The sequence below is a fragment of the Paenibacillus phyllosphaerae genome, assembly GCF_014192105.1.
Lineage (GTDB): Bacteria > Bacillota > Bacilli > Paenibacillales > Paenibacillaceae > Paenibacillus_Z > Paenibacillus_Z phyllosphaerae.
In genome coordinates this window covers 357191-383787 of record NZ_JACHXK010000006.1, presented here as the reverse complement: position 1 = coordinate 383787, position 26597 = coordinate 357191, and the positions used below count along the sequence as shown (strand labels likewise).

At 54.3% G+C, this 26597-nt stretch carries 24 protein-coding genes; 2 read left to right on the top strand and 22 right to left on the bottom strand.

All coding sequences use genetic code 11. The features are described from left to right. Positions 1-34: 34 nt before the first annotated feature. From ytxJ to FHS18_RS16315, 4 genes are all read right to left on the bottom strand, one after another. Entirely contained in the window at positions 35-370 is a 336-nt protein-coding gene (ytxJ, locus tag FHS18_RS16330) for a bacillithiol system redox-active protein YtxJ (protein ID WP_183601125.1), read from the bottom strand. A 101-nt stretch (positions 371-471) separates the two neighbouring features. After that, a complete protein-coding gene (locus FHS18_RS16325) occupies positions 472-684 on the bottom strand; it encodes a cold-inducible protein YdjO-related protein (protein WP_183601124.1) in 213 nt (70 codons plus the stop codon). 142 nt (positions 685-826) lie between these two features. After that, a complete protein-coding gene (gene odhB, locus FHS18_RS16320; RefSeq protein WP_183601123.1) occupies positions 827-2089 on the bottom strand; it encodes a 2-oxoglutarate dehydrogenase complex dihydrolipoyllysine-residue succinyltransferase in 1263 nt (420 codons plus the stop codon). Between the two features lie 90 nt (positions 2090-2179). Then, a complete protein-coding gene (locus FHS18_RS16315) occupies positions 2180-5089 on the bottom strand; it encodes a 2-oxoglutarate dehydrogenase E1 component (RefSeq protein WP_183601122.1) in 2910 nt (969 codons plus the stop codon). 306 nt (positions 5090-5395) lie between these two features. Between FHS18_RS16315 and FHS18_RS16310 the strand changes: the two genes are divergently transcribed. Next, positions 5396-6004, top strand: coding sequence for a P-loop nucleotide/nucleoside kinase family protein (locus FHS18_RS16310; RefSeq protein ID WP_183601121.1), 609 nt, complete (start codon positions 5396-5398; stop codon positions 6002-6004). Between the two features lie 123 nt (positions 6005-6127). Here the strand turns inward: FHS18_RS16310 and FHS18_RS16305 are convergent, their stop codons facing one another. The 17 genes from FHS18_RS16305 to FHS18_RS16225 form a co-directional block, all read right to left on the bottom strand. Next, positions 6128-6730, bottom strand: a complete 603-nt coding sequence (locus FHS18_RS16305; RefSeq protein ID WP_183601120.1) for a nitroreductase family protein — start codon at positions 6728-6730, stop codon at positions 6128-6130. Positions 6731-6898: 168 nt separating this feature from the next. Next, the gene (locus tag FHS18_RS16300; protein ID WP_183601119.1) at positions 6899-8323 is read right to left on the bottom strand and encodes an immunoglobulin-like domain-containing protein; all 1425 of its coding nucleotides are present in this window, start codon (positions 8321-8323) and stop codon (positions 6899-6901) included. 163 nt (positions 8324-8486) lie between these two features. After that, positions 8487-9143 (bottom strand): cell wall hydrolase, encoded by a 657-nt coding sequence (locus tag FHS18_RS16295; protein WP_183601118.1) that lies wholly within the window; start codon positions 9141-9143, stop codon positions 8487-8489. A gap of 126 nt (positions 9144-9269) precedes the next feature. After that, complete coding sequence (locus FHS18_RS16290) at positions 9270-9776, bottom strand: (2Fe-2S)-binding protein (protein WP_183601117.1); 507 nt, start codon at positions 9774-9776, stop codon at positions 9270-9272. Next, positions 9773-12058 (bottom strand): xanthine dehydrogenase subunit D, encoded by a 2286-nt coding sequence (pucD, locus tag FHS18_RS16285; protein ID WP_183601116.1) that lies wholly within the window; start codon positions 12056-12058, stop codon positions 9773-9775. Before pucD ends, FHS18_RS16290 begins: the two co-directional genes overlap by 4 nt. Positions 12059-12063: 5 nt before the next feature. Beyond that, complete coding sequence (locus tag FHS18_RS16280) at positions 12064-12987, bottom strand: FAD binding domain-containing protein (protein ID WP_183601115.1); 924 nt, start codon at positions 12985-12987, stop codon at positions 12064-12066. Between the two features lie 21 nt (positions 12988-13008). After that, entirely contained in the window at positions 13009-13938 is a 930-nt protein-coding gene (locus tag FHS18_RS16275; protein WP_183601114.1) for an ABC transporter permease, read from the bottom strand. 15 nt (positions 13939-13953) lie between these two features. Continuing rightward, positions 13954-15075 carry an ABC transporter permease gene (locus FHS18_RS16270; RefSeq protein WP_183601113.1) on the bottom strand — a complete coding sequence of 374 codons (1122 nt, stop codon included), beginning with the start codon at positions 15073-15075 and terminating at the stop codon, positions 13954-13956. Next, positions 15072-16613, bottom strand: coding sequence for an ABC transporter ATP-binding protein (locus FHS18_RS16265; protein ID WP_183601112.1), 1542 nt, complete (start codon positions 16611-16613; stop codon positions 15072-15074). Before FHS18_RS16265 ends, FHS18_RS16270 begins: the two co-directional genes overlap by 4 nt. 137 nt (positions 16614-16750) lie before the next feature. After that, the gene (locus FHS18_RS16260) at positions 16751-17920 is read right to left on the bottom strand and encodes a BMP family ABC transporter substrate-binding protein (protein WP_183601111.1); all 1170 of its coding nucleotides are present in this window, start codon (positions 17918-17920) and stop codon (positions 16751-16753) included. Between the two features lie 173 nt (positions 17921-18093). Further along, positions 18094-18702, bottom strand: coding sequence for a nucleotidyltransferase family protein (locus tag FHS18_RS16255; RefSeq protein WP_183601110.1), 609 nt, complete (start codon positions 18700-18702; stop codon positions 18094-18096). Next, complete coding sequence (locus tag FHS18_RS16250; RefSeq protein WP_183601109.1) at positions 18650-19699, bottom strand: XdhC family protein; 1050 nt, start codon at positions 19697-19699, stop codon at positions 18650-18652. The genes FHS18_RS16255 and FHS18_RS16250 overlap by 53 nt, the downstream gene beginning before the upstream one ends. A gap of 294 nt (positions 19700-19993) precedes the next feature. Beyond that, entirely contained in the window at positions 19994-20422 is a 429-nt protein-coding gene (locus tag FHS18_RS16245) for a GNAT family N-acetyltransferase (RefSeq protein WP_183601180.1), read from the bottom strand. Between the two features lie 33 nt (positions 20423-20455). Then, positions 20456-21238 (bottom strand): phosphodiester glycosidase family protein, encoded by a 783-nt coding sequence (locus FHS18_RS16240; RefSeq protein ID WP_246427684.1) that lies wholly within the window; start codon positions 21236-21238, stop codon positions 20456-20458. Positions 21239-21252: 14 nt separating this feature from the next. Then, the gene (locus tag FHS18_RS16235; protein ID WP_183601107.1) at positions 21253-21618 is read right to left on the bottom strand and encodes an ArsR/SmtB family transcription factor; all 366 of its coding nucleotides are present in this window, start codon (positions 21616-21618) and stop codon (positions 21253-21255) included. Between the two features lie 143 nt (positions 21619-21761). After that, complete coding sequence (locus FHS18_RS16230; protein WP_183601179.1) at positions 21762-24566, bottom strand: glycoside hydrolase family 3 protein; 2805 nt, start codon at positions 24564-24566, stop codon at positions 21762-21764. A 201-nt stretch (positions 24567-24767) separates the two neighbouring features. Continuing rightward, positions 24768-25175: a hypothetical protein gene (locus FHS18_RS16225; protein WP_183601106.1), complete on the bottom strand. Its 408-nt coding sequence runs from the start codon at positions 25173-25175 to the stop codon at positions 24768-24770. A 251-nt stretch (positions 25176-25426) separates the two neighbouring features. Here FHS18_RS16225 and FHS18_RS16220 point away from each other — a divergent pair, with 251 nt between their 5' ends. Next, positions 25427-25561: a DUF4023 domain-containing protein gene (locus tag FHS18_RS16220; protein WP_183601105.1), complete on the top strand. Its 135-nt coding sequence runs from the start codon at positions 25427-25429 to the stop codon at positions 25559-25561. A gap of 55 nt (positions 25562-25616) precedes the next feature. Here the strand turns inward: FHS18_RS16220 and FHS18_RS16215 are convergent, their stop codons facing one another. Next, complete coding sequence (locus tag FHS18_RS16215; protein WP_183601104.1) at positions 25617-26576, bottom strand: phosphotransferase family protein; 960 nt, start codon at positions 26574-26576, stop codon at positions 25617-25619. Between the last annotated feature and the right edge of the window lie 21 nt (positions 26577-26597).

The following is a 26597-nucleotide window of genomic DNA, read 5'->3' as shown; positions in this document are numbered from 1 at the left end:
GATTAGAGCCTTGTTCAATCGTAACAACCGATATTTAGTCCAGGACGGCCGTAATATGTTTCTTCGTGATCGACCAGTGCGAAGTATTCCACACGGACTTCTTGTCCTTGAAGAGGATGATTTGCGGTGAAGCATGGTTAACCCCAAGATCCTCCGCGATTTGATTCGAGACCGGTCTGGACTCGATAACCTTCACCAGGAAGTAGTCCACATTCTGATTATGTTCGCTGCTTAGATATTCGTCGTACTCCTCCAGCGCGCTTGAGCTTACCGGACAACGCGTACTATGTTTGAGAACAACTTGTTGCTTCTCCGAGGAATTCTCCAGCAGCTGGTTCCACTCGTCAATCGTCGTAATCTCTTTCCACATGACACTCAGCCCCTTCCCACTTACTTGAATGATGTAACTAACAATATACCACTAATTAGTATATTGTGACAAGGCTGGTGGAACGAGTCGGTACATGTTGCTTAGAACAATTCTTTTTTCTCTGCTTTTTTCTTTTTAATTTTATTCTGCAGCGCCGGCAAGTGACGGATACTACGATGCATCGGACCTTTGCAGATCGGGCAAGCAGGCTCCGCTCCGGCTAGTTCTTCTCTGACCCACGCCTTACATTCGGCATCTTTACATTTTAAAATTTTCGTCGGAATTAACTTCGGCTTATCTTGTTCTTCAGACACTTCCCAAACACCTCGCAATGACTCTTTTCAACCTTTCTATTGTAACCGCGAGCCTGCAGAAAAGATACCCTTGTAATAAAACTGTTGCAGGAATAAAAAAGCTCCTTGCCATATAAGGCAAGGAGCTTGATTGGCGTTCGAATTAACCTTCGAGAAGCAGCGTCTCCGGATCTTCGAGCAGTTCTTTGACGGTAACGAGGAAGCGAACCGCTTCTGCACCATCAACGATCCGATGGTCATACGACAGGGCGATGTACATCATCGGACGGTTCTCCATTCTTTCTGCATCGATCGCTACCGGACGCAATTGAATCTTGTGCATGCCGAGAATACCGACTTGCGGCGCATTAAGGATCGGCGTCGAGAGCAAGGATCCGAATACGCCACCGTTCGTGATGGTGAATGTGCCGCCTTGCAGATCGCCAAGATCCAGTTTGTTGTTACGCGCTTTAACGGCCAGATCGGAGATTTCTTTCTCGATTGCCGCGAAGCCAAGACGATCCGCGTCACGCACGACTGGAACGACCAGACCTTCCTTCGCGGATACGGCGATACCGATATCGTAGAATTTCTTCACGAGGATATCCGTGCCTTGAATCTCTGCATTAAGCAGCGGATACGCTTTAAGTGCACCTACGACCGCCTTGGTGAAGAAGGACATGAAGCCAAGGTTCACGTCATGCTTGTCCTTAAATGCGTCCTTACGGCGCTTACGCACGTCAAGGATTGCAGTCATGTCGACTTCGTTGAACGTCGTCAGCATCGCTGCTGTACGCTGTGCCTCAACAAGGCGATTCGCAATCGTCTGACGACGGCGGGACATTGGGCGACGATCTACCGGCTTGCCTGGCACTGCCGCTGGAGCAACCGCAGGTACTGCTGCAGGCACCGCTTGAGGGATAACCTCTACTTTGCGCTCTGTATGGTTCTTCACATCGTCTTTGCCAATGCGCCCGATTGGATCCGCAGTAGCCACTTGTTGAAGATCGATGCCGCGTTCGCGAGCAAGCTTACGAGCAGCCGGTGTCGCTGCTACGGACGCTGCATCGTACGAAGCTGCTTGCTGCACCGGAGGAGCCGCCACTGCCACAGCCGCCGGAGCCGCTGCTGGCGTCGGAGCAGGTGCTGCCGCCGCAGGTTGTGCCGCTGGTGCAGGCGAACCGCCAGCCGCTGCCGCGCCGATACGTCCGATCACCGCGCCTACTGCAACTGTATCGCCTTCTTGATTAACGATCTCAGTGAGAACGCCGCTCTCATCCGCGCTGATCTCCAGGTTTACTTTATCTGTCTCAAGTTCAACAAGCACGTCGCCTTGATTGACTTGGTCGCCAACCTTAACGACCCACTTGGCAATCGTTCCTTCTGTAATCGATTCGCCCATCTCAGGCACTTTAATCTCGCTCATCCGAAAAATCCTCCTTCATCTCATGCGCAAAGACAATAAATGCTGCTACCTCTATTCAGGCAAGCGTTATAAGTGGTCTAGCGCGCTCGATTAACGAACGCGCTGTGGTTCCATGGATTTGTCAGGGCTAACCAACGTTCCGCGGTCGAAAGCACCGGCCACAAGACGCTGATGCTCCGCTTGGTGAACTTCCGAGAATCCGGTAGCTGGGCTCGAACGTTTCGGACGGCCATTGTAGCGTACCGATACGCCTTTAGGCGCACGAGCGTTCAGACGCGGCTGCATATAGTTCCATGCGCCCATGTTCTGCGGCTCTTCTTGCACCCATACGATTTCCTTCAGATTCGGGAAACGGCTGATGATACGTTCTACCTCGACTTTAGGGAACGGGTACAATTGTTCGATCCGTGCAATGTGCACCCAGCTCAGATCGTCTTGAATCGTCTCGATCGCAGTGTCGAGGTCAATCGCGACTTTGCCGCTGCAGAAGATCAGACGCTCAACCGCTTCCGGTTTAGTGCCGAGTCCTGGCTGCTCAAGTACAAGCTGGAACGAACCTTCGCTGAACTGCGACGGATCCGAAGCAACACGCGGATTACGCAGCAAGCTCTTAGGCGACATCATGATCAGCGGCTTCGCATCGACGGTATCGGACAATGCAGCTTGACGGCGCAGCAGATGGAAATACTGTGCGGCGGACGACAGGTTAGCTACAGTCCAATTATCGTTAGCCGACATCTGGAGGAAACGCTCCAGACGTGCGCTCGAGTGTTCTGGTCCTTGACCTTCGTAGCCGTGCGGAAGCAGCATCACCAAGCTAGAATACTCGGACCACTTATCCCGGCCGGAAGAGATGAACTGATCGAATACAACCTGTGCGGCATTCGCGAAATCGCCGAACTGCGCTTCCCAGATCGTAAGCGTCTCAGGGGAATAGACGTTGTAGCCATATTCGAAGCCCAATACCGATTCCTCGGACAACGGGCTGTTATATACTGCGAAGGTAGCCCTCGCTTGCGGGATCGTGTGTAACGAACAGTACGATTCGCCAGTCTGCGTATCGTGCATGACAATATTGCGGTGAGCGAACGTGCCGCGCTCCGAATCTTGTCCGGACAGACGAATTGGCTTGCCATCCGCGAGAATCGTTGCGAATGCCAATGCTTCAGCATGGCCCCAATCTACCTTGCCGCCTTCATCCAGCATTGTCGCGCGACGTTTGAGAATGCGCTCCAGCTTGCTATAGATGTTAAAGCTCGCAGGCCACTTCAGCATCGCATCGTTGATCGCCTTCAAGTTCGGAAGCGGAACGGATGTCGTCGTCGTAGCCGAACGGCGTCTTACTGTCGTTTCCGGCGTGTTGGCTGGAGCTGGCTTGGTTCCCGCAGCAGCCTCGCCTGCTTTCTTGGCTTCATCCAAGGAAGCTTGCAGCACCGATACCACTTCAGCTTTCAGTCGTTCAACGGAGTCCGCATCGATAAAGCCTCTCGTCTTCAAGCTTTCCGCGTACAAATTGCTGACCGTCGGATGGTTGCGCAGCTTGCGGTACAAGAGCGGCTGCGTAACATCCGGATCATCGTTCTCATTGTGACCATGGCGGCGGTAGCCTACAAGGTCAATGAGGAAGTCTTTCTTAAACTTCTGGCGATATTCGCAAGCCATGCGGATAACGGCCAGACATGCCTCCGGATCATCCGCATTGACGTGGACGATCGGAATGTTGAAGCCTTTGGCCAGATCGCTTGCGTAATAGGTCGAGCGCGAGTCGCTGCTCTCCGTCGTGAAGCCGATCCGGTTGTTGACGATAATGTGAAGCGTACCGCCATTCTCGTAGCCGATCAGTTTCTTGAAGTTAAGCGATTCCGCGACGATACCTTCGCCGGCAAACGCCGCGTCGCCATGCATAACGACGCAAGCCGCAGCACCGAAGTCCGCTTCCGGATAGCCGGCTTTCGTTCTGTCATCTTGAGCCGCGCGCGTGAAGCCTTGAACGACCGGATTCACGTATTCCAAGTGGCTCGGGTTGTTCGCAAGCGTAATGCGGGTCTCGATCGTCTCTCCGGCCTTAATGGAACGGTGTGCACCGAGGTGGTACTTCACATCGCCCATCCATCCGAAATTAATGCCTGCAGAACCTTCGGAAGGTTCCTTATGCGGAGCGTGCAGGAACTCGGAAAAAATCTTGCTGTACGGTTTGCCAAGAACGTGAGCCAGCACGTTCAAACGTCCGCGATGCGCCATCCCCATCAGGATGTTCTTCGCGCCATCGTGCGCAACCTCGCGAACGATCTCGTCGAGCATCGGTATGAGGACGTCGTTGCCTTCGACGGAGAAGCGCTTCTGGCCGACGAATGTACGGTGCAGGAAAGTCTCGAAGTTCTCGACTTCGAATAAACGTTTCAATAGATCGATGCGTTCTTTGGTTGTGAGCGGCTTGCCGGCCATGCCCGATTCGGCTTGACGGTTCAGCCACGTGCGCTCGTCTTCCGCGTGCACATGTCCAAATTCAAATGCGAAAGATTGCGTATAGACACGCTTAAGCTCCTGAATAGCATCCCATCCGTTCTTAACGGATTCAGGTGCATCTTCCCAGATCAATGTTGCCGGGAAAGCCATCAGGTCTTCGCGCGTCAGGTTGTATGTCTCCGGCTCCAAGAGACGGGTATCCGTCGCCGTGTCATTGCCGAGCGGATAGATATTCGCAGCCAAATGGCCGTAAGTACGAATGTTGACGACAAGCTTGCCTGCGTCGACCAGCTTCTTGATGTAAGCCGGGTCTGGAACAGCACTTGCGGCTGTTGCCGGAACTGTGCCCGCAGCGGAAACCTGTACACCCTCGTCAGCCGGTGGCGGTCCCCATTGCTTGAACATTTCCTGATAGGATGCGTCTACAGCAGCCGGATCTTTCGTATAAAGCTCGTATTGCTCCTGGATGTAACCCATATTAGGGCCATAGTACAATTGCCAGGGCGACTGGCGATTCGATGAATTGACCGTCATGCCTGTTAACCTCCGCATTGTGTTACGTACACAACTTTTGATCTTTGTTTCTTTCGTTTCTCATATCCAAATGTTCATACGTTAGAAGATGGAGCGGTAATTCTCTATTCTTTATCTGTTAAGTAAACGTTACATTAACGCATGATACCATCGTAAAGAAAAGCAAGCTGTAATACAAATAGTAAGCTTAGATGTAATTCATCTCGAAATAAGATGGATTGTACTTTTACGTGTTCCTATTGCTGGTAGGTTCATAATGTTCGTGTTAATATAATGGAACACTAACATCATGGAGGCATTACTAACTTGCAAAAATTGATTTTCTTCGTAGGTGTTGCCGGCACAGGCAAAACAACCGTAGCACGCATCTTGTCCAAACAAATTCCCGCCGCATTCCTTGACCGCGATACGGTCGGCGGCCGCTTCGTCGAGAAATTCCTGGAGACGAACGGACTTGATCCCAACGACCGGGATTCTGATTTCTACAAACAGCATCTCCGGGATTTAGAATATGATACGACCAAAGACGTATGTATCGAAAATTTGGCCGCGGGACAAAACGTATTCATGATCTCCCCTTTCACGGCCGAACTGAAAAACAAGCAATGGCTCGAGGAAGTCTTGTCAACCGCAGGCTTGACGCAAGAGCAAGTCGACGTCAAAGTCGTCGTCGTGACGTTAACGGATCTGGAACTGCAGAAGACGCGAATCGTAGAACGACAGACGATCCGCGATCAATGGAAGCTTGACCATTGGGACGACTTCAAGAAACGCGTAGATTTCGTACCGGAGATCAACTGGAACATCCCTGCTTCCTCGATTATGGTATTCGATAACAGCGGGCCTCTCTCTCAAGAGAAAGAACGGCACCTGCTAAATTTCGTCACGCGCGAATCCTCAGCGCTTTCCGTATAGATATCTGAAGCAGCATGGTCTTGCGACCGTGAACGTATTTCTATCTGATTATTACCGACGAAAAAGCCGGGTCCCTTATTAGGGTGCCCGGCTTTTGTGCTGTCTATATAGTATTTCCGTTAATTAGCTGAAAAATTTCACGCGCTCTTCAAGCGGCTTGAATTCTTTGTCGCCCGGTTGAGCGGTCGGATTACCGAAAGGCATCTGAGCGATCAGCTTCCAGCTGCTTGGAATATTCCATTCCTTCTGAACTTGCTCGTCGATCAGCGGATTGTAGTGTTGCAGCGAAGCGCCAAGTCCTTCCAGCTCAAGCGCTGTCCAGATCACGAATTGCAGCATGCCCGAGGATTGGTTGGACCAGATCGGGAAGTTGTCGCTGTAGCTTGGGAACGCGTCTTGCAGACCCTTAACTACCTCTTGGTCTTCGAAGTAAAGGACAGTGCCGTAACCGCTGCGGAAACCAGCCATACGTTGCGCAGTGGATGCGAATTGTTCGTCATTGTTGATCAGTTTGCGAAGCGTCTCCGTCGTCAGATCCCACAGCTTGTCCGACTGCTCGCCGAACAGAACAACTACACGAGCGCTCTGCGAATTGAACGAAGATGGCGTATACTTCACCGCTTCTTGGACAATCTCTTGAATGCGTGCTTCCGGAACGATTACCTCTTTACCGATGCCATAGTATGTACGGCGCGACTTAATGGACTGCAGAAAATCATTAGACATGATAAAACCTCCTAATCTTAAGTAACATACTATAATAGTGTAACAATATTCGAAAAAGAATGCAACTCCCTTCTCTGACGCAACTTTACTCATGCTTTATTCGAAGCAACGACCGGACTAAACAAAAAGACCACGGCGAATGTACCGCGGTCCCTTGTTATTGCCCTTCTACTTTTCTTTAACCGTCAGCGTAAACGTCTTCAGGTCTGACACGCCGTCATAGGTGACGAATGCCATCATCGTTACCTTCGCATCCCCTTCGCCGTCGGCGGGCCGGTTCACGGTTTTGCCGTTATCCGATATAATGCCAGGCGAATTCGAATACCAGGTGATGGTGCTTCCGTAAGCGCCTTTGGACGGCAGCGTAATCGGCTTGGTGACCGAATTGGCCGAATTGTCGGAAGCGAATGTGATTTGGAGCTCTGCTTTGTCAGCCGCGACTTTCTCCGCGTTAGACAGATCCGCTTTTATGGTCAAAACGAAAATTTTAACATCGGAAGCCGATCCGGACGTAATGATGGCCGTCAATAACACCGTGACATCGGGTTCCCCTTTAGCCGGCCGATGTAGCGTCTTCCCGTCGTTAGACAATACGCTCGGCATGCTCGAGGTCCAGACGATCGCGGAGCCATTGACGCCCTTAACCGGCAGGTTGTCAAGCGGACGCGTCACTCGTGATGCATTGTCCGTTCCGGCAAAATCGATCTCGAGCGCCGCTTTGTCGGCCGATACGCGGTTCGCGTCTTGCAGCTGTGCCTTAACGGTCACCTTGAACGTAACCACTTCGACTGCGTTGCCACTCTGGAGCACGGCCGTAAGCGGGATGATGGCATCGCCCTCGCCCGCCGAAGGGCGTTTCACCGTTTTGCCATCGGCAGACAGCGTATTCGGGTCACCGGAGTACCATTTGATCGTGGAGCCGTATTGCCCTTTAGTCGGCAGCAACTTGAGCGGCTGCGTGACCGAGTTGATGTTGTCAGAGCCATTGAATTCGATTTTCAGCGCCGCTTTATCTTTGGCTACCCGCTGCGCATCGGTCTGATCGGCAGCTTTGACCGTCAAGACGAAAGACTTGGTCTGAACGGCTTTGTTATATTTGATCGTCGCTGTTAGAGTCACTTTCGTATCCTTGCTCTGGCGCATGACCGTAAGCCCATTATCGGATATAACGCTTGATGCAGAAGACTTCCAGCTGATCGTAGAGCCATACTGTCCTTTCACGACCAAGACGACAGGTCCGGTTACTTTATTCACCGAATCGCCGCTGCGATAGCGGACTTGCAATTGCTCCTTGTCCTTCTGCACGCGCTTGTCATCGGTCAGCCCTTGATCCGACTTACCATCGCATTGCGCGGTGACGGACGCGATATACTTCCGGATCGCTTCCTTCGACTTCTCGTTGTTCGCCTTAGCTAGCGCTTCGTTGAGCGAAGCGAGCACTTGTTGACAATACTTGGAGTATTGCTTGCCATGCCCGTTGCCATTCCCTTTGCCGCCGCCATTACCATTGCCATTGCCGTTATGCGCGGCTGCAGCTGAACCTCCTGAAACTAGCATGACAGCTGCAAGTAATCCAATGAACCACTTCCTCATACGCATCCTCTCCCCTGGCATCGTTTGAAAAAGGAATGAATGGCAGCAATCGCCATTCGTTCATCGATATCCTCTAAACGAAAGCCATTAGCCAGATGTTGCAGCAAATGGGAGCGATAACAAAAAAATCCGCTAATCGTCGGATTAGCGGATCTTCTCATCATTATTTCGTAAACACATGAGCGCCAATAACCGTAGTTACCGCTCGGTCGTTCATGAACGTCGAAGTCGCCGTCTTCGGATTGTAATAGAACAAAGCGTTCTTCGTCGGATCATAGCCCCGGACCGCTTGACGCGCGGCCTGGAATGCCGTCTGATCAGGAATCAGCCAATATTGGCCGTCAGCCACGGCGGTGAACGCGTAAGGTTCCATGATCACGTCCGTAACCGTATTCGGGAACAACGGGGACGCCAGCCGGTTCATGATGACCGCTCCTACCGCCACTTGACCCAGATAGCTCTCGCCTCTGGCTTCGCCGTAGACCGTGCGCGCGATCTTCGCCAACTCCGGCTTGCTCACGGTATACTTCTTCAATGTAGCCCAGGTAGAGGCACCTACGAGACCATCAACCGGCAGGCCGTAATCGCGCTGAAAGTGGCGAACCGCCACCTGCGTGGATATCGTAAATTTAGTCCCGATGGTTACGGGATAGTAGCCTAATAATTGCAGCCTGTATTGAAGATCCGGTACGTCTTGGCTGACCATACCGAGCTTCAATGTTGCCGGAGAAGCCGCTTGGGCTTGGCGGTCGACCGTTACTGCCGTTGTGATCATCATACCAAGCATCAGCATGGCGATCGTTCGTTTAAGCATGTTCATGAATAGCCTCCTGAATGTGTAGTCGTGCAGCAGCTGGATAGCTAGTCACCAGCACGAGACCGATTCTAGCACATGCCAACCGCCCAGGAGGCGATTCTTAGAACCTATTAATGTGATTAAATATTTCTAATAGCCTTCTTTGTATTTGGCGATCACGTTCTTCACCGAGCGGAGAATGCCGCCATAGCCGGTACAGCGGCACAGATTGCCGGACAAAGCCTCCTCGATCTCTTCGTCGGTGGGATCAAGCGTGACGCTGAGCAGCCCTTTGACCGAAATGACCATCCCCGGCGTACAATATCCGCATTGGTATCCGCCTTCCTCGAGGAAAGCCTGCTGTATCGGATCAAGCCGATCCGCGTCCGCTATGCCTTCGATCGTCGTGACGGAACGGCCATCGCACTGATAGGCCATCGTCAAGCAGGAGTTGACCGGTTTGCCGTCCACGAGCACCATGCATGCGCCGCAGCGGCCAATCTCGCAGGAACGTTTGGTCCCCGTAAGATCCAGATCGTCCCGCAGTATATGAAGAAGCCGCTTGTTCGGCGCGACATCAAGTTCGGCAGGAACCCCATTCACCGTGCACGATAGCCCCACTGCCCGAATCCCTTCTGCTGGCGTACGTTCACTCATCCGTTCCTCACCGCCTTCCCCATAAAACTCGGTATCTCTTGCAGCTCTTTCGGATCGATCGGCAGCTTCGTAATCCGTTTGCCCACTGCCTGATAGACGGCCTCCGCGATGGCGGGCGCCAACCCTACCGAACCGATCTCGCCGACGCCTCTTGGACCATGCTCATCACCTTCAGGCAAATCTTCAATCGGCACGACCTCGAACCGTCCAGTCGATTCCGCGATCGTCGGGATCAGATAGGTATCCAAGTTTTTCGTCATATATTGGCCCTGTTCCATAACCGCTTTTTCCGTGAGGGTGTATCCGAGCGCCATGCTGCTGCCGCCCTCAATTTGGCCCAGGTAGCCTTGCGGGTTCATGACCGGACCTGCGGCAACCGCATGGAATTGGTCAATGACGCGGACACGGCCGGTCAACGTGTTCACCTCTACCTGAACCGCGACTGCGGCGTAGGTGTACAGCAGATGCGCGCCGACTCTCTTCGTATCCGGAGCAGGAAATATAAAGTTGGTCTCTACCACGACGGGTTCGTCGGAGAAAGCGGCCAGTTCTAGATACGATAGTAACAGCTTATCCGGCTGCTGCTTGCTGCGGATGCCCCCGCTTCCCATGATCAGCTGCTTCGCTTCACACTCGAGCCTTTTCGCGGCCGTGGCAAGAATATGTTGGCGGAACGGATCGCGCATACGCTGAAGCGATTTCCACATCATGCTGGTCGCCCGCGATGCCGTGCTTGAGCCGCTGTCCGGCACAATGTCCGTATCCCCGATCATGATGCGGAAGTCGTCCGCTGACAGGCCGAATTCCTCGATCATCATCAGCTCAAGCGTAGCGATGAGCCCTTGGCCGAACTCCTCATAACCGAACAGCACCTCGATCTTGCCGTCAGCCGCTAGTTGAAGACGGCCGCCAGCCGGGTCGGGAATGCCAAACCCGAGCCCTGCGCCATGCATGACGAAAGCTGCTCCCGTCCCCGTTTTGATCCAAGGCGGAGTGGTCGCCGTATCGCCGCTCGTATCGCGTTCGGCACATAATGAGGATTCTTCCAGCGCAGCCCACACCTGTTCCGCTCCATTCGTCTGCGCGATTGGATGGCCGAACGGCCCAGGATCGTGCTGCTGCCTCATATTAAGTCTCCGGAATTGCCAAGGGTCCATCCCGAGCCGCTCGGCAAGCCGGTCCATTTGCCCTTCCAGCGCAAAGATCGCCTGATTGCCGCCGAAGCCGCGAAATTCGCCCGACATGCCGTTGTTCGTATGAACGGAAACGCTGTCCACATCGAGATTCGCGTAGCGATATGGACCAATGACATGCTCCACCGCAAAATTCAGGACCTCAGCGCCTAATGTCGCATAGGGCCCAGTGTCTGCGACGATTCGTACTTGATGCGCTAGCAGTCGCCCTTCTTCCGAGACGCCGGTTTTCATCGCGATTCGCATCGGATGCCGCTTCAACCCGGCGCGGACGGACTCCCATCTGGAATTGTGGATCCGTACCGGGCGCTTCGTATACAACGCGAGCAGCGCGCCATAAGGCTGAATATTCAGCTCATCCTTGCCGCCGAAGGAACCGCCGATCGGACTGGATACGACGCGGATCTCCTGCTGCGGCTTCGCCAAGATTCGAGAAAGCTGGAGCCGGTCCATCAAGCCGTGCTGCGTCGGCGCGTATACAGTAAGCCGCCCGTCTTTTTCGGGTACAAACAGCCCGCCTTCCGTCTCCATATAAGTGTGCATTTGTCTTGGCGTCGTATAAGTTTCTTCTATTATATGCGCGCAAGTTGCAAAGGCCGAGTCAGCCTCACCTGCCTTATAGCCTGCGCGATGCAAGACGTTCCCGTGCGGATGGAGCTGCGGGGCTCCTTCCTCTAATGCCGTTTCAGGATCATCGACGATCGGAAGCACCTCATACTCAACTTCGATGAGAGACAATGCCCGCTCCGCCAATTCCGGCGTATCCGCTGCTACGGTAGCCACGGCGTCGCCGACATAACGGACGTAATCCTCGCACAAGACGGGCTGATCTTGAACCGCGATACCGTATGCATTCAGTCCCGGCACGTCCTTATAGGTCAGTACGGCATGCACGCCGGGCAACGCGGCGGCCTTCGTTGTATCGATATCTATAATTCTGGCAAAAGGATGAGGACTCCGCAATACGCGTCCGTGCAGCATCCCAGACGCCTTCATGTCGGTCAGATAGGCAAGAGCCCCCGTCACTTTAGCCGGCCCATCGGGTCTTACGCGCCAACGTTCTCCGCTCGCACTCCGGTTTAATCCCATACTTCTCACTCCTTCCATGTTCGCTGGTTCCATGCTGTCCACAGCTCGGCGGCGATGATATTGGCTGCGGTTGACTTCCGGTAATCAGCGGAGGCGAATGGATCGCCCTTCGGCGAATATTCGTCGAGAATTACGGGGTAGAGTTCGGCCAGCAGATCCGGCGTCAGCTCGCGGTCCAATAGCACCGATTCGGCGCGCTCAAGTCTAGCGGCGCGCGTCTGACCGCCAGCTGCCGCCAGGCGCACCTCGGTGAACCGGCCAGTTTCGTCCAGCAAGGCTTGCATAGCGACGGTAACGACCGAAGGGGTGAATACTTCTCGCCGGCCGACTTTCTGATAGAACGCAATGGGACGATATTCGGATGCCTCGGTGCTGCCGTCAGGCGAGTCGCTTATAGGAAACGGCAACCGGATCTGCATCAACAACCGTTCAGACGACGATGGCGAATCCAGCGATTCCAGCCAATCCAAGATCGGTTGCGCGGCCGGCTGCTGCCCATCGAACCAGATCAGTTCAGCTTCATAGATGACGAGCGCCGGAATCGTGTCGCCGATAAGCGATCCGATATTCCCGCCGATCGTCGCTAGATTGCGGATCGAAGGCGCCGCTATATTGCGTGCCGCTTCCGTCAACAACGGGAACATCGCGTGAATATCCGGATTCCTGCGAAGTTCCGCCAACGTTGCCATGGATCCCACGATCACTTCATGCTGCTGTCGGCGAATGCCTTGGAAGGACGCGATTCGGCTTAGATCGACCATATGACGGGGAATCCGGGCCGTTCCCGCTTCCCACTGCGTTCGCAGCAGCGTGCTGCCAGCCGTATAGACGGCATCGTCGCCATAAGCTCGCTTGAGCTGCCATGCCTCGGCCGCGTCGAGCGGCCGCCATACGGAGGAAACCCCGTCATCATGTTGCAAAACAGTCATGCTAAGATCCCCTCCCGTGGATTAGAATCGTTGTTCGCGAATATAAGGAACGCCTAATGCTTCAGGAGATCCGGACGGCTTGTTGCGATTGCGGTAGCCGAGGACCATCAGCACGAGGATCGTTAAGATATACGGAATCATTTTGAGAAAATACGGCGGTATGTGGCTCGTTATCAATTGAATCCGGAAGCCGAGCGTATCCAGAGCGCCGAAGAAGTACGCACAGAACAGCGCTCGAAGCGGATTCCATCTGGCGAAAATAATCAGCGCGACAGCAATCCAGCCGCGTCCTGCGGTCATGCCCTCAATCCAGGTCGGCGAATAGACCAGCAGCAGATCCGCCCCCGCCAAGCCAATCAGCATGGAGCCGACGATGACGTAGCCGTAACGGAACGCCTGCACGTGAATCCCCATTACATCTGCTGTCGACGGGTTATCGCCGATAGCCCGCATATGAAGTCCCCATGAGGTGCGGTGGATGAACAGATGCATGACGATTACGAGCAGGAAGCTGAACCAGGTCAGCATATCGAGCCTGCCGAACAGGTCGCCGATCACCGGAACGTTCTCGATCCAGGGCAGATGAAGCTTCGGCACGGACATCGGCAGCGGCGTGCCGCTCACCGATTTGCCCAGGTAGGCGCTGAACCCGGATCCGAACATCGTCATGGCTAAACCGGAGACGATCTGATTGGCATGTAGCGTGACGGTGAGGAAAGCGTGAAGCACGCCAAGCAGCGCACATACGGCGAACACCGCCAGCAGCGTAATCGGAAGACTTTCCGTATTTAAGTAGGTCAAACAAGCGGTCACTGCCCCCATGAGCATAAGCCCTTCGGCACCGAGCTGAATAATGCCAGAGCGCTCGATCAGAATCCCGCCTAGCGTGGCGAACAACAGCGGCGTGCCGGAAGATACGGCCGCAACCAATAACTGCGTGAACAAATCCATGCGTCACCGCTCCTCTCAGGCGCTTCTCTTGATTCGAATTTTGCCGATCGTCGCTCCCGCGATCAGGAAGAATAGAATGGATCCTTGGATCATCTCCGAGATGGAGGACGGCAGGCCGATCGTCTGGACGCTGTAACCGCCGACAATAAGGCCCGCGAAGAGCACGGAAGAAATGACGAGACCGATCGGATTCAATCTCGCAAGCCATGCGACGATGATCGCGGTATAGCCGTAACCTGGCGAGATGCCGTACATTAATCGATGCGTCACGCCGGAAACCTCGCTCATGCCGGCCAGACCAGCCAAGCCGCCGCTAATGAGCATGACGACCAGAATATGTTTCTTGATCCCGATCCCCGCGTTCCGCGCCGCTTCTGCGTTCGCGCCGATCAACCGCAGCTCATAGCCCCAGCGCGTATAACGTATCATGACCGCATAGACGATGATCGCGATGACCGCAAACACGAGACCGAAGTGAAGCCTGGTATCGCCAAGCACCGGCAGCGACTGCGTCTCCGTAAACATCGGCGTACCGGGGAAATTAAATCCTTGCGGATCCTTCCACGGTCCGAATACGACATAATCGAGCGCCAACAGAGCCACATAGTTCAGCATTAGGGAAGTGATCAGTTCGTTTACTTGAAAATGCGTCTTCGGAATCGCAGTCAGCAGACCCCAGATGCCCCCGGCAACGATACTGAGCACAATCATCGTCGGGATAGCTGCATATGCCGGTAAGTTCGGCCAATAGACCGTTACCGCCGTCGCCGCCATCGCGCCGATCACGAATTGGCCTTCCGCGCCGATGTTCCAGACCGAGATCCGATAAGCGATCGAGACGCCAAGTCCGCAGAGCAAGAGCGGAATCGCTTTAACGAGCGTTTCCGTAAACCCGAAGGACGTTCCGAATGCGCCGCGGAGCATTTTGGCATAGACGGTGATCGGGTTCATGCCATTCAACGCAATGAAGATGCCGCAGAATACGAGGGCGAGGATAATCGAAACGATCGTCATCCACCACGGATTGCCTTGGCCGGAAGGGTTGCGTTCAATCTCGAGCCTCAGCCGCAGTTTCGCTGCCGGCTTACCCTCCGGATTCGTGGGAACGGCTGTTGTCGGTATAGGTTGATCACTCATCCTGCTGCCTCCTCCTCGCCTTGCATGCCCGCCATCCACATGCCGATCTGTTCGCGGTCCGCTTGGGTCTGGCTCACCTCGCCGACGATTCGGCCTCCGTAGATGACCAGAATCCGGTCGGCCAGCTGCAAGATTTCGTCTAGATCCTCCGAGATCAACAATACGCTGCTGCCCTTGTCCCTCAACTCGTGCAGGAGCTTATGAACGCCTTCGGTCGCGCCGACATCAAGCCCTTGCGTCGGATGGACGGCAACCATGAGCTTCGGCTCCTGATTGATTTCCCTGGCGAACAGCAGCTTCTGTTGATTGCCGCCGGAGAGCGATCTTACCGGCGTATCCAAATCCGGCGTCTTCACGTCGAACTGCTCCACCAACGATTGCGACCAGACTTTATTGGACTTGCTGCGCAGGAAGCCAAACGTTGACCGTTCATCGCTGCGGTAGGATTTGAACAGCAGGTTATCGACCGCGCCAAGGCTGCCCGCCAGTCCGCTCTTCATCCGATTCTCGGGCACATGGGCGATGCCCGCCTCGATCGCGCCGCGAACAGAGCCGTTCTTCAGCTCGCCGCCGGCGAATGTGATCGCACCGTTCTTCCAGCTGCGCAAGCCCGTCAATACTTCCGCCAACTCCCGTTGTCCGTTCCCAGCGACGCCGGCCACGCCCACGATCTCGCCCGCCTGCACTCGCAGCTCTAGCTGATCGAGCGCCTTCCGGCCGTGATCCGCGAATACGTCCAGCCCTTTCACATCCAGCATGATGCCGCTTGCCGGCTTGCGGCCGCTCGCTTCCGGACGGATTGCCGCAACTTCTTTTCCGACCATCAACCTGGCCAGTTCCCGTTCATCGGTCTCCTGCTTATCGAGCGTATGCAGCATCCTGCCTTTGCGCATAACGGAGATCCGGTCCGATACCGCCATCACTTCCTTCAATTTATGCGTCGTCATAATGACGGATTTCCCCTCGGCTTTCATATGAAGCAACGTGTAGAACAGCTGCTCCACTTCACCTGGCGTAAGTACCGAGGTCGGCTCATCCAGAATGATAATATCCGCCCCGCGGTAAAGCGTCTTAACGATTTCGACCCGCTGCTGCTCGCCGACGGACAGCTGCCAGATGGGGCGATCTACAGGGAACGGCAACCCGAACCGGTCGGCAATCGCTTCGATCTCCTCTTGCTTGTTCTTCATCCAACCCGGTCCGCGCCAGAAGGAAGAACGTTCGCCGAGCACGATATTCTCCGCGGCCGTTAATGTCTGAACGAGCCGGAAGTTCTGGAATACCATGCCGATCCCCTGCTTCATCGCATCCTTGGGCGATTTGATCTTGACCTTATTGCCGTGGATGAAAATATCTCCGCTCGTCGGGCGATAGACGCCGGATAACATGCACATCATCGTGCTTTTGCCCGCGCCGTTCTCGCCGAGCAGCGCATGGATCTCTCCGGTCCTGGCGGTAAAATCGACCTGGTCATTGGCGACGACCGGACCGAAGGTTTTGACGATCGACCGCATATCGACCGATGGTATCTCGCTCATTCCGTTTCCTCCTTAACCCCGCCGTAAGGTTTATTGCGCTTCTCTCACAAGCAAGAAGCGGATGATAAGCAACAAATCCCTTATAGTAAGGGATTTGTTAATGGTTGGATATGAATGTGTTCGCAATTTTCCGACTATTACTGCGGGATTGTGCCTTCGACGCCTTTCACGAACCAGTTCATCGCGAGGATGTCCGCAAGCTCCATCGTTTCACCGGCTGTGAGCTTCTCGGCGCCGGTCTGATCGATGATCGATCCGTTGAACACGTTCAGCTCGCCGCTTAGGATTTTGGCCTTCGCATCCTCCACAAGCTGCTTCACATCGTCAGGAACGTTCTGGCCCAGCGACGCAAGGCCGACCATGCCATCCTTCAGATCGCCCATGTATGGTTCATTCGTCCATGTACCGTCCTGAACCGCCTTTACGACTTTCGTGTAATAAGGACCCCAGTTCCATGTCGGATTCGTCAAATAAGCCTCAGGCGCATAGCGAGACATATCCGAGTCATTGCCGCCAGCCATTGCTCCGCGTTCTGCAGCCGCCTGAATCGTTGCCGGCGAATCCTGGTAAGCCATGAGGACGTCCGCGCCTTGATCAAGCAAACTTACTGCCGCTTGGCGCTCAGTCGTCGGATCGAACCAAGTATTCGACCATACGACCGATACTTTCGCATCCGGATTCACGCTCTGAATACCGAGGGTGAAGGCATTGATGTTGTAGATGACTTCCGGGATCGGGAACGCTCCGACGTAACCGATCTGATTGTTCTTGGTCATCTTGCCAGCCGCGATGCCGCTCAAGTAACTCGCTTCGTAGTTCTTGCCGAAGTACGTGCCCATATTGTCGTTCGTCTTGTAGCCCGCGCAGTGTACGAACACGACGTCAGGGAATTTCTTCGCCACGTTAAGCGTATAGTCCATGTAGCCGAAGCTGGTCGTAAAGATAATATCGTGGTTCTGGGCCAACTCCGTGATTACGCGCTCCGCGTCGGCGCTCTCCGGAACGTTCTCCACGGTATCGGCCTTGATCCCCGTTTGTTCTTCCATGTATTTGCGTCCTTCATCGTGCTGGAAAGTCCAGCCGCCATCGCCCGGCGGTCCGATGTAGACAAAGGCGACACGCGGCGTTTTCTTCTCGGATGCGGTCGCATTCGAGACTGTCGTAGCTCCATCCGTCGCATTCGCAGTCGCGTTCGCGGTTTCCGTCCCCGAATTGCCGTTGCCGTTGCTCGAACAGCCCGCAAGCGCGAAGACAACCATGATGAGTAATGCCAGCCCAGCCATCCACAGTGGTTTACGATGTTCCATATGATTCCTCCCCAATTCCTCTTTGTTCGTGCGCTTGATCATGTGGTGTAGCTAAACTATAGCGTTCATGTCATGATTACGTCAATATATCTAACACGAAAATTGGGAGGCGTTCTAAATTCCCAAATGCTCATTGTGCACGATGCCTATCTAAGAGGTGAGACAATAGGCCATCATGCATAAGTGCCGTTCCTGGCGCTATTCTGGATCGCTTGCCACAGCATTCTGGCATGCTGCAGGTCTTCCTGCGTATCGACATCCACGAATGACCATTCCGCCGCAAAGCGCGCGATCGCGCCGCGATAATCCGGATTTCGAAAAATGCCTCTGGCCCCTTCATCGCCCTCCAATCCGTTCAGGACAGGGAATATCGAGCGGCTGAGAATGGCTGGAGGCATCGGCGTTTGTCCCTTGCCGGACGCCACGTAATCCAATTGCGGCGAACCGTTGAAAATTTTGATCAGCCGGCGAAGCTGAAGGGAAGACACGAATGGCTGATCGGCCAGGGCGATGAGCACGGCATCCGGCGGGTCGGCTTCGAGCGCCTGCAGACCCGCCCGCAGCGAGTGCGCCATGCCAAGGTGAGCATCGCGGCAGGGCGCAATGCTAAGCTTTGGCAGCATGGCTCGCGCATCCTCTTTGTCGCAGAGCCACAGCAGCGGATCTTCCGGACGGACGACTACCACCAACTGGCTAAGCCCGCAACCCCACATCTCGCGCAGTCCGCGGCTACCGAGCGTAACGCCGGGCGACAACTCGAGCGACAGTTTGGGCTCGCCCATTCTCTTGCTCCCGCCTGCTGCCAGATACAGACCCGCTATCTTCATGGCTGCCACCTCCGTACAGTAATGTCTTGCCTCTTCCTGCCCGTACAGCAATCAACTCTGCCGCAATGCTGATCGCGATTTCTTCCGGCCCTTCTGCGCCGATCGACAAGCCGATCGGGGCATGAATATTCGCAGCATTCGGGGTACCTCTACCTAGGCCATCGAACAACATTTCGATCCTTCTCCGAGAACCGATGATCCCGATATATTCCGGTTCAATCGGCAGCAAGGCAGCCAACATAGCGCGGTCATACATGAGCTGATGGCTCGTGATCACGGCGTAATCCGCTTTTCCGATGCCCGCTTGCAGAACGATCTCTTCCGGAGATCCCGCCATCAAGGCAGCTCCCGGGAACCGTGATTCCGTAAGCAATCCGGCTCTCCAATCGGTTACCAGGACTTGAAAACCGACCCGCCTTAGCCGTTCATAGATCGGTCTGGAGTCCTCGCCTGCGCCGAAGAGCAACACTCTTCGCTGAGGACGGAACACCGTGCAGCCATATTGTTGGACAGCCGTTATCCGGCTAGCCGATTGAATGGAATAACCTACGTGATCTTCGTCGAAATTGCGCTCCAGCATGACGCTCTCGCCGACCGCGAGCTTATCATGAAGACACGTCAGCTTCTCCCTGAGCTCTCCTTGCACAGCCTCGAGTAGTACCGTAATGCGACCGCCGCACCCTACCGCTTCGCCCCAGATGGCATCCTCATCGGCATTCATGTTATAGAAGACGCGCTGCGGCGTCCCCGTAGTCCAGACCTCGGCGATTCGTTCCTTCAGGTCCGCCTCCAGACACCCTGGACTAATGCTGCCGATCGGTTCATCGGCCAGACGGAAGAGCATGCTCGCTCCGGACTTCCGATAAGAATGCCCTTCAACCTCGATGATCGTTGCCAGTACAGACGGCTGGCGATCTGTTCGTACAGCATGCAGAATGTTGTAGATATCCATGCCATGCCCCCCTTACCACCGCTATGCGTATAAGAATGAAGGATATATTGCGAACCCTTGTTCATGAATTTGGATGTACAACCCAGCTCAATGTGATTATTTCTTACATATTAGAGCAATCGATCCGTTTAATCAATATATATGTTATATTATATGACATTAATTCAAGGATGGATTTCGATTTTCTAACGGAATGTTCGGATGTTAACCGATGACCTTCTGCCATCAAAGCAAAAAGGCCTTCGTCTCGTGGACGAAAGCCTCTTTATAAACTTAATATATGCCCTAGAATGCCTAGAGCGGTTTGACCATCGCCACATGAGGGATGTCCGCCTCATAGAACACGTCCGAGACGCGCTTGTAACCCAGCTTCTCGTAGAAAGGCTCGGCATGCGTTTGCGCGTGGAGCTTTGCTTTCTTCAGCCCCTTCTCCTTCGCGATTTCTTCCAACTTGTTCATGATTACGCGGCCAAGTCCGTGCTTGCGATGGGAGGCAAGAATGCATACCCGCTCCATCTTGGCCATATCTTCCACGACACGCGTGCGAGCTGCGCCTACCGGCTGTCCTTCGTAATAGATAAGGACATGGTCGGACTTGTCCTCATGCTCATCATATTCCTCTTCTTCGGAGACGCCCTGTTCCCCCACGAAGACCAGCTTTCTAATTTTGTACACGTCTTCGATCTCTTGTTCGGTTACAGCTTGAATCGCTTGTGCATTCATGTTCATGATCTTCCTCTCCGTTGACTGTTGCTTCTACTGTAACAACCGGATCATCTGGACGACTTCACGTCGGTCCCCCGGCAGCAGAACTTCCGTACATTTCATTTGGGATGAACCATCTCCGTCGAGAAAAACGCCATCCACGAAATGGCGGGCTCCGCTAAGCTGCCGGATCGCTTGCCTGAACTCAGCTGCGGTCGCCTGGTTCTCGCTTACGATTAGATACAGCCCGCCTTGCTCATCGAAGACAGCGGCCGTCCTTAGACGCTTATCGTCCGGGAATGGCATCCCCTCAACCTCGATCTGCTCGCGCCATCCTTCGTCATCGCCCAGCGACATGCTGATCCCTCCCTGGGCCCAGTACTGCTTGCGGTCCTGAACGGCAAGCTCAGACATCTGGCTGACGACTTGCACCTGGAACAGCCCAGCCGCCGCATCCCACACCAATGTTCCCCTCGCATATTTCACGTTCGCATCGCCCGATCCATAACCGGAAGCCGAATGGACGGGTTGATCATTCATTACGGCGATGCTCAAGAGCGCGCCTTCGTAGAAGAACCCGCCATTGATGCCAAAATACGGGGTCTCCGCGACATTCGCCTGAACCGAGCGGAGCTCGATATTGGCAGGCGACGTCTTCATGAGATGCAGGATTACGCCCTGCTCGGAGGTAAAAGAATCGTACGTGTATTGGCTGTAACCTCCAGGACGGTCACCATCCATTCGAAAGAGCAGTACTGCAATCCCCAGCAGCAGAATAACCGCGGCACTTAGCACGATGAGGGGCGCACGCCGTTCATTACCGAGCTTCGGCATCTCCAACCCTTTCATCAGCGATGGGTAAGATGCTGCAGCGTAAGCAGGAATACCTGCTCGACATGCTCGTCATCCAGCGAATAATAGACGGTCTTCCCGACCTTCCGCCGCTTGACGATCCTCAGATTGCGCAACAGCCGGAGCTGATGGGATACGGCGGACTGTCCCATATCGAGCACCTCGGTCAAGTCATGCACGCACAGCTCGCATTGCTGAAGCGCATGGATGATTTTGACCCGTGTAGGATCCCCTAACGCTTTGAATAAATCGGCCAATGAAGCTGCTTCCTGCTCGGAGACCAGCTGCTCCCGTATCGTGTTCAAATCCGCCTCCGAGCCTTGGCATGTTTCTTCGCATGCTTCGCTAACGATCTTCTCCATTGTCCATCACCAACCATGTCCATTTGTCTGTTTGCCATTATACCATAAACAGAGGCAACTTGAACGCTGTTTACCGTCTATTCTTGGATTGCACGACGATAAGCCGACCGGATCACCAGTCGGCTTATCTCTATTGCGAACGTTTAAGCTTGAAGACGAAGGCTGCTGATCCGCACGTCGCCCTGTAGGACAACAGCAAGCGTATCGATACCGGATGCCGCCGGCAAATTGATTTGCACCGTTTGCCATTCTTGCGCGCCAGCCGCCGGGACGTTCAGCGCTTCCGTTGCTAATCCTTGAATACCGCCAATACGGAGCTCGACCCTTCCGCCTTGTTCGGATGCGACACGCAGTTCTGCCACGCGATTAGCCTCGGCAAAGTTTACGTCGTTAAACAAGATCCAAGCTTCGTCTTGGCTGCTGCGGACACACGCTCCGCCTTCCTTGGATTCATCGAGCAGGATGCCCGCATAGTCGTCAAAGTTCTCCGCACGCGTCCATTGCGCAAGTTCTCTTGGCGGTACCGTCTCGCCGTCGACGCTCAAAGTCGCCGTGTGCTGAATATCATCGGAAGAACGCCCTACCATAATCGCATACTCGCCGGACTCGACGCAGTAACGATCTCGGGTCACATCCCAGAAAGCAAGTTCCTTGATCGGCAAGCTGAACGTTAAGGTACGCGTCGCGCCTGCTTCCAGACGAATACGCTCGAAGCCCTTCAACGTCTTGATCGGACGTTTAACGCGCGAAGCTTCTGCCCGTACATACAGCTGTACCACTTCTTCGCCGGCAAAAGCACTCGTATTCGTTACATCGACGGACACTTCGATCTGCTCATCGCCGCTTGCTTTCGATGCGCTAAGCTTCAGGTTATCGTAACGGAAATCCGCATACGTGAGGCCATGACCGAACGGATACAGCGCTTCACCGTCGAAGTATTGGTACGTGCGCTTACCTTTAATGATGTCATAGTTCATGAAGTCGTCCAGCTGGTCGACCGATTTGTACCACGTCATGTTCAAGCGGCCCGCAGGCGCCGCATCGCCGAACAGCACATCGGCAATCGCGTTGCCCAACTCTTGACCGGCATGTGACACGTAGACGATCGCCGGAATATGCTCCTGCACCCAGTTGATCGCGAACGGATAGCTGCCCACGACCACAACGACGGTGTTCGGGTTCGCTGCATAAACCTCGCGGATTAACCGCTCTTGCGACGCGGCAAGCGTAAGGTCCGGACGGTCGATCTCCTCTTTGCCGTTGATGAGCGGATGGTTGCCGACTACGACGACCGCGACTTCACTCGCTTTGGCCGCTTCGATCGCTTCGGCCAGGCCGTCTTTGACCACTTGCACTTTAAGCGGCGAGGCTTCTTCCGCACCGGACTGCTCGGACACCGCCAGCTTCTCCGACTCGAGCTGGATGCTGTGCTTGTTCCATGCCGTCAGTTTCACTTCGTCGCCGGCTTGAGGCGCGATGTTAATGATTTCTTTGACGAACCAGCCCCAAATATCGTCCGCATTGGCCGTTACTTCCTTATCGCTCGCAGTCGTGACGTATTTGCCCGTCGTCTGCGAGATCAACGTATGCGCGTTCCAGCCCCAGTCCGTCAGATGGAACACCTCAGGCGTGCCTTCTCCGGCTACAACCGCGCGTTCTTCCCCATCGCTTACGACAATCGGCTTGCCGCCTGCAGTCGTGAAGGAGACATGGTTGCTGCCGTCGCTGAAGGCAACCGTCTTACCCTGCAGCTTCTCTTGAATGGCGGCAAGCGCTGTTACTTTGTAAGGGAAAGTGCCGGAATACCAGTCGCGGTACACCATGTTCCCGTGCGGTCCGATGACTGCAACCTTGTTCAAGGCGTTGGCTTGAAGCGGAAGCATCCCGTTGTTCTTCAGCAACACGACAGACTTGGCCGCTGCTTCGCGGGATAGGGCCTTATGCTCTTCATGCATCAGCTCCGACTCGCCGATCGCCTCGTACGGGTTCTCCTCCGGGTTGAATTCGCCCAGACGAATACGCACGCGGAACGTGTTCTTGAGCGCGCGGTCGAGATCCGCTTCTGCCAGCAAGCCTTGCTCGAGCGCTTCGCGAATCGCCTTGCAGACCGCCTCGAACTCATCGGTAACCGAATCGACGCCGCTCTTGATCGTATCGGCTACAGCTTCCGCATAAGTCGCGTAGTATTTGTGATCATTCACGATACCCATCATATCGCCGGCATCGCTGACGACGAAACCGTTCATGCCCCACTCTTCCTTAACGACGCGGTTGACGTCCTCATGCAGCAGCGCCGGCGTTCCGTTAATCGAGTTGTAGGCCGTCATCATGGACTGCGCGCCGCCCTTAACGAAGGCGGGTTCGAAGGCTTTCAAATAATATTCCTTCATATTCCGCGGATCGATCGATGCCGAACAGCTGCCGCGATCAACTTCATTGTTGTTGCCCAAGAAGTGCTTCAGCGTCGCGACCGCTTTGAAATAGAACGGATGATCGCCTTGGATCCCTTGCACGATCGCCGCGGATAGATCGCCGGTCAGCTGAGGGTCTTCGCCGTATGCCTCTTCCGTCCGTCCCCAGCGAGGGTCGCGCTCCATGTCTACCGTCGGCGCCCACAAGGTCAAACCGTTAATCGCCGGATTGCGCTTATAGAATACGCGCGCTTCGTCGCCGATCGCAGAGCCGATCCGCTTAAGCAAATCCGTATCCCACGTACATGCCAGGCCGATCGGCTGCGGGTATGAAGTCGCTTCGCCCAGCCATGCGATTCCATGAGCGGCTTCCGTGCCATGCTTATAAGGTCCGATCTGCAGGCGCTCGATGGCAGCCATGTATTGCGGCATTAGCTGCACCTTCTCCTCCAGCGTCAGACGGGAAACCAAGTCCTCGACACGGGCTTCGAGCGGCAGCGCAGAATCTTGAAACGGGTATTGGTAGGCTTTAGCCATCATGTACACTCCTTAGTTCGTCATTAGGTCTGCTATCACGTATGAACAGCTTACCATAGCCGAATCTCGCATGTTACGTGGTCGATTAGTGGTATTTTCATGTTATTTTTCGATACGTACAGCTAATTATTCCCTGATAACGCAACAAAACCGGCCAGCTTGTCCAAGCTGCCGGTCTTATTCGAGTACCGCGAGCATAACTTACGCTTCACTCTCCATAAGCGATTCACGTACTTGACGGGCGGTCCAATCCATTTCCCAGACCGGATCGCTCATATCTTCTTTGCCAAGAATCACTTGGGAGAACTCCACCCATTCCTTGATGGCTTTAGGCTGCTTGTATGTACTCAATTCTTCGAGCGTAGTTTCAAGGCGAGCCAACTCATGCAAATTATGCTTCTCCATGATCAGTCCGGTGAACGTATAGAGGCATTTCTCGAAGAAGGACTGATTAAAGCACTGCTCGTCCCCCGCCAGTTCGATTAAGACCGGCAAATTGTTGAAATCGATCAGGGTAATCGCCCAATGCGGATGCGGGAGGCTTGTCCCGGTATATGCCCATGTCCGGATTTCGTTGTGTGTCGGGTTCCAAATATTGCGTACCATCATTGCCACTCCTACCTTTCAAGCTCAAGCTCGCTTTCGTGCGTCTTGGCCATTCTTTATGTATATGCTGTTTACCCATTTTTATGAACAAACTATCACGCAGTCGTCAAAAATTTTTATTCTGAATTTTCAATTAATTATGAAGGGAGCAATTGTCATCCACAGCGCCCATAAATTTGCCCTCAATGGGATAACCTACCGCTGATGTGTCCGCGCACATTCACACTCGCAACCTAAGAGAGGATGAACACAGCATGAGCGAATCGACTAGCGAATTCGTCGCTAAAGTGAAGGATACGCAAGAGAAGCAACTCAAAAACCAGGAGCATCAAGGCAAAGGCACGCCATCGTCCAAATTGCCGACCAAGCAGCATAGCAATAACCCTTAAATTTAGCTCCCGGCAGGTCATTGATTCAGATATGACCTGCCTTCTCTTCTCCTCTCTAATTGGATTGCGCCAACGGAAATAAGCCGCGTCCTTCCACATACCATCTCGGAATAGCACTCGTGAAACCCGCATGATCCGCAATCACTTGATCAAGCCGCCACAGCATGCTCTCCAGCTCATCAGGCTTCACTTTCAGAATCCATACGACCGAACTCACCGCCACCATTCCAACGTAAGTCGCATACAGCTGCCAGAACAAGGCATCCGGCTCCTTGTCCATGCAGAATCCGTCGATCTGACCGATCGAGTAAGGCACGCTAATGAACCGGCCGAACATTCCGAGCTTAACCAGATCATGGAGCGGATCCCCGAAATCATACCGGTTAAAATCGATCACCCCGCTGTAGCGGCCCTCCCGGACGAGCAAATTCGAGGGATGGAAATCATCGTGTTGGAATACGTTCGGGCGGTTCCGGATGAACGGAATTCCTTTCCAAATAAAGTCATCGACCGCGGAATACCCCTTTAATTCGGCGCCACATGTCTCGTAGGCCCGCCTATAATTCTCATATTTGCGAACAATGCGCTCTTCCCAAGTCGCGATATGTCCAGGGGCTGCGATCGTATGCATGCGCGCCAGCTCGCGTCCTGCCTCGACGCCGACCTCATACTGCTGCCGTTCGTTCAGCAGCGGCAGCGCGTGCTCCGCATCTTCGCCTTCTACGTAGGTCAGCATCATATAGGCAAGCCCTAGCGCCTCGCTTGCGCCGCTTGCAACCGGCTTCGAACAACGGACGCCAAGATCAACAACCTTCGCTACCCAGTCCAGCTCCTCCGAGCGCCGCTCATATTCCGTAATATCGAACACGCGCAGCACATAAGCGGCACCGTCATGCTCTGTGACGCGATATTTGCGGTCATTCGAATATCCTTTCGTAATCGGTTCAATTGAAACCGCTTGCGCAAGTCGAGGGACAAGCGCTGCCAGCTGCGAACCGTTGATCGGGTTCAACATTTTCCTAGCACCTCCTCATTC